Genomic DNA, 600 nt, shown 5'->3' with positions numbered 1-600 from the left:
ACACTGCCACCGGCCGAAGAACGACTACGGATCGTCGTTGTTCGCGGTGTCGGCTGCAGCGGGCCTGCAGTGGGCCCGCAGTACCGGCGCACTGGTCGCCGCATTCCCCCGCTACCACCCGCGATGGGCCTGGCGCGCGACGTCTGTACCGCTGTTACAGGAGTTTTTGACGAGCAACTTGGTGTTGGTCCTCCAGCCGACCTGAGGCGTCGAACTGGAACATGTTCTCGTTTGATCGAAAACTGGGTAATGTGACCTCCATGACACCGCGCACTCGAGGAGCGCGGGCATGACACACCGCGCACGCGAGGAGCACAGATGACACAGAGCACGGCCTTCAAAACCGAGTGGGACCAGCTCTTTATCGGCGGTCAGTGGACCGCACCCGCGACGTCGGACGTCATCGAGGTGCACTCTCCCGCGACCGGCGAGCTCGTCGGCAAGGTACCGCTGGCCTCGAAGGCCGACGTGGATGCCGCCTGTGCCGCTGCCCGCAAGGCGTTCGACGAGGGCCCGTGGCCCACGATGTCCCCGGCCGAGCGCGCCGCGGTGATCGCCGAGGCGTCGCGCATCATGACCGAGCGCGCCGACGAGCTGAAG

General features: G+C 66.2%; 1 protein-coding gene and 1 pseudogene. Both read left to right on the top strand.

The genetic code is table 11. The features are described 5' to 3' along the window. Positions 1–205, top strand: a pseudogene (locus H7I57_RS08210) (SAM-dependent methyltransferase); the annotation flags it as partial. A gap of 113 nt (positions 206–318) precedes the next feature. After that, on the top strand, positions 319–600 hold a 282-nt coding region (locus tag H7I57_RS08205), incomplete at its 3' end, for an aldehyde dehydrogenase family protein (protein ID WP_264022908.1).

The sequence above is a fragment of the Mycolicibacterium pyrenivorans genome, assembly GCF_025821625.1.
Lineage (GTDB): Bacteria > Actinomycetota > Actinomycetes > Mycobacteriales > Mycobacteriaceae > Mycobacterium > Mycobacterium pyrenivorans.
Note: the sequence above shows the minus strand (reverse complement) of the source record. Positions and strands in the feature narration are given on the sequence as shown.